Source organism: Candidatus Aegiribacteria sp. (genome assembly GCA_021108435.1).
Lineage (GTDB): Bacteria > Fermentibacterota > Fermentibacteria > Fermentibacterales > JCC-6 > Aegiribacteria.
Genome location: JAIOQY010000135.1, coordinates 1 through 2,728, shown reverse-complemented (window position 1 = coordinate 2,728; position 2,728 = coordinate 1). Strand labels below are relative to the sequence as shown.

At 47.2% G+C, this 2,728-nt stretch carries 3 protein-coding genes; 1 reads left to right on the top strand and 2 read right to left on the bottom strand.

What is annotated here, in order from left to right; all coding sequences use genetic code 11:
• Positions 1–584: 4Fe-4S cluster-binding domain-containing protein (locus K8R76_07870; protein MCD4848091.1), on the bottom strand; the 584-nt coding region annotated here is incomplete at its 3' end.
• Between the two features lie 435 nt (positions 585–1,019).
• The gene (locus K8R76_07865; GenBank protein ID MCD4848090.1) at positions 1,020–1,871 is read right to left on the bottom strand and encodes a hypothetical protein; all 852 of its coding nucleotides are present in this window, start codon (positions 1,869–1,871) and stop codon (positions 1,020–1,022) included.
• 239 nt (positions 1,872–2,110) lie between these two features.
• Between K8R76_07865 and K8R76_07860 the strand changes: the two genes are divergently transcribed.
• Positions 2,111–2,638, top strand: a complete 528-nt coding sequence (locus K8R76_07860) for a hypothetical protein (protein MCD4848089.1) — start codon at positions 2,111–2,113, stop codon at positions 2,636–2,638.
• Positions 2,639–2,728: the final 90 nt, after the last annotated feature.

Here is a 2,728-nt window from a genome sequence, read left to right as displayed (position 1 = left end):
TCACTCAATCCCTGAAGCAGCAAACGATCTGCAATCACCCTGCCGGGATCCCAGGACAGCATCCTCGTACCGATCCTGACAGCCTTGATCCGGGGCAGCTCTGCCATCTTTCGAATGATTTCCATCAGTTGCTCACCGGAAAGAGTGAGGGGGTCGCCACCCGTGAGCAATATATTTCGTATCTTGGGATTATCTCGGATGTACTTGATGCAACTGTTGATGTTCGGGGGATATTCATTGATGCCTTTTCGAAGGAACAGCCTTTTCCGGAAGCAGTAGCGACAGTATCCGGCGCACTGGCGGCCTACAAGAAGCAGAGCAGTGTCAGGATACTTATGCTGCATGCCGGGAAGAACATAGAAGCTTTTCTCTCTGCTTGGATCAAGGCTGCCTCCTGACTCCAGCTCTCCTGCGTCAGGCACAACGACTCTTCTCAGGGGATCATCAGGATCCTCCCAGTCTACAAGTGAGAGATAGTGTGATGTTGCGCGAAAAGGGTAGAACTCCGTCACGCGCTGAATGATTTCTGTCTCCTCGGGATTCAAACCGGGAATAGCTTCGATATCCGTGATTGATCTTGACATGTAACCATCCACCCGTGCAAGCAGTGGTCATCATAATTCATTTCATCATGATCGTTTTAGAGAGCATGACACAGGCGGGATTTGCACCTCCTATATTTATGTGTAAAGATCAGAGGAGATTGTCAAGTGCAGTTAAAGGGCCGGAGTACGCTTCCCGGATTGATTATGCCATGTCGCTTTTATTGGTGGGTGGCACTGTTGGGAGAAACGCTGGTATTTGAGTAATTCTCTGAGGTTTGACCGGGGTATGTTTTCAACAGTATTATCTATCTGGGAAAAGGAGGGAAGCAAAGCTTCCCGTGCATGAATAGGTTCAATGTTGTTCTGGACTCCCACCGAGAAACTGGGTATAGGCTTGTACGGTTATGCCAATTTCAATTCGCAGGAACACATGGGCGGTTTACTTATCTGTCTGCAGCTGATCAATTTTGCCGGTTAGAACTGTGTCTTCAAACTCCCCCAGGTGGATTGCTCTAGCGCGGACTCGGTGAACTGAACCTCAGCTATCCATCGAATTGTACCGTATACTTTATAGCTCCAGAAGAAAGTGTCTGTGTCCGGGTAATATGTCAGTCCAAGTGACTGTGTAAAATTACTCAACCCTGGATTGCCCGATCCTATATATGTCATGCTTGAACCGTCGAATTCGAAGAGGAACCATTCCTGAAAATCGTAACAGGTGACGAATATGCCGAGATTGCCGTTGTATGGGAACACGGCAAGTCCACTCATCTGCCCCGGAACATCAGTTACAGCATAAAAAATGTTGCTGCCAGTCTCGTCTATCCTGTAGATACCATGTGAAATACTGCTGCTGTACGTTTCCCAGATGTAGTTTCCGTCATTCTGGAAATCCATACCTCTGCCGTTTGATCCGGCAGGATTTGGAAATGCAACATCCCAGGTAGTACCATCGTGATAACTAATATTGGTGTGGAGATAACAATTTATGTACCACCAATAAGGGGAAGGCCAGTTATGACAGCAGCCGAAAGTGTAGGAACAGCGGGTATAAATTGTCCACACAGGGTTTCCGGTACCCATTTCCACCGCTCGGATCAAGTGGGCGTTTTTATCCATAACCACAAGCTGGCTGATTTCTTCCTGAGTATCCAGACCGAACATTGAACCAGCAGATGACACCTGGAAGGTGTTCAGAATAGTCAACTCAATCGCATCACCTCCCACGGGAAGTGTTCCCTCGGGAATCGAACTGTCACGTCCATCCTCATCCACCCATCCCAGGGCTGTGAGGGCAACGACGAACAGAAATATCAGATATTTCATCCTGTCTCCTTTCTTTCAAACATGTTAAGTATATTTAAAATATGAACGGGAAGCGACATACGAAAAGTGAATCCGGCTCAGCAGCTGCCCTGGAGCGGGTTCGTTTTGATACATGAAAAGGAAATACAGCATTCACTCCGGACTTTGACAGGTGTATGTTTTCAACAGTATTATCTGTCTGGGAAAAGGAGGGAAGCAAAGCTTCCCGTGCATGAATAGGTTCAATACGGAGTGAAGAGATGAAAAAGTGTTTATTGTTTATTATGCTGGGTACTGTTCTGCCGGGAGGTTTGATCCGGCAGGTATCAGCACAGGAAGTACTTGAACAAAAACCTGCTGAATCCGAATATTGGATCAACGGCGGTTTTGGCCCCGCCAAACCAGATTATGGATTTGGTCTTACAGGCTCTTATCGAACGGGTTTGCATATTTTCTCAGCGCGCTTTTTGTATTCCACCGAGGTAGCTATTTTATCCGACTCCAGAGAGTTTCTGGAAGGGGCAATCTTATCAGGGCTGGCGTGGAGTACAACATATGGTTTGATCAGTCTTGAGACAGGCATCGGTTTTGTTGGTGGAAGCTGGGATTTATCCGGTCAAAGCGAAATTGAAAGTTTTACTACCATAGGATTACCAGTTGCAGTACAGTTGTTCTGGACTCCCACCGAGAAACTGGGTATAGGCTTGTACGGTTATGCCAATTTCAATTCGCAGGAACACATGGGCGGTTTACTTATCTGTCTGCAGCTGATCAATTTTGCCGGTTAGAACTGTGTCTTCAAACTCCCCCAGGTGGATTGCTCAAGCGCTGACTCGGTGAACTGAACCTCGGCTATCCATCGGATCGTCCCATATACT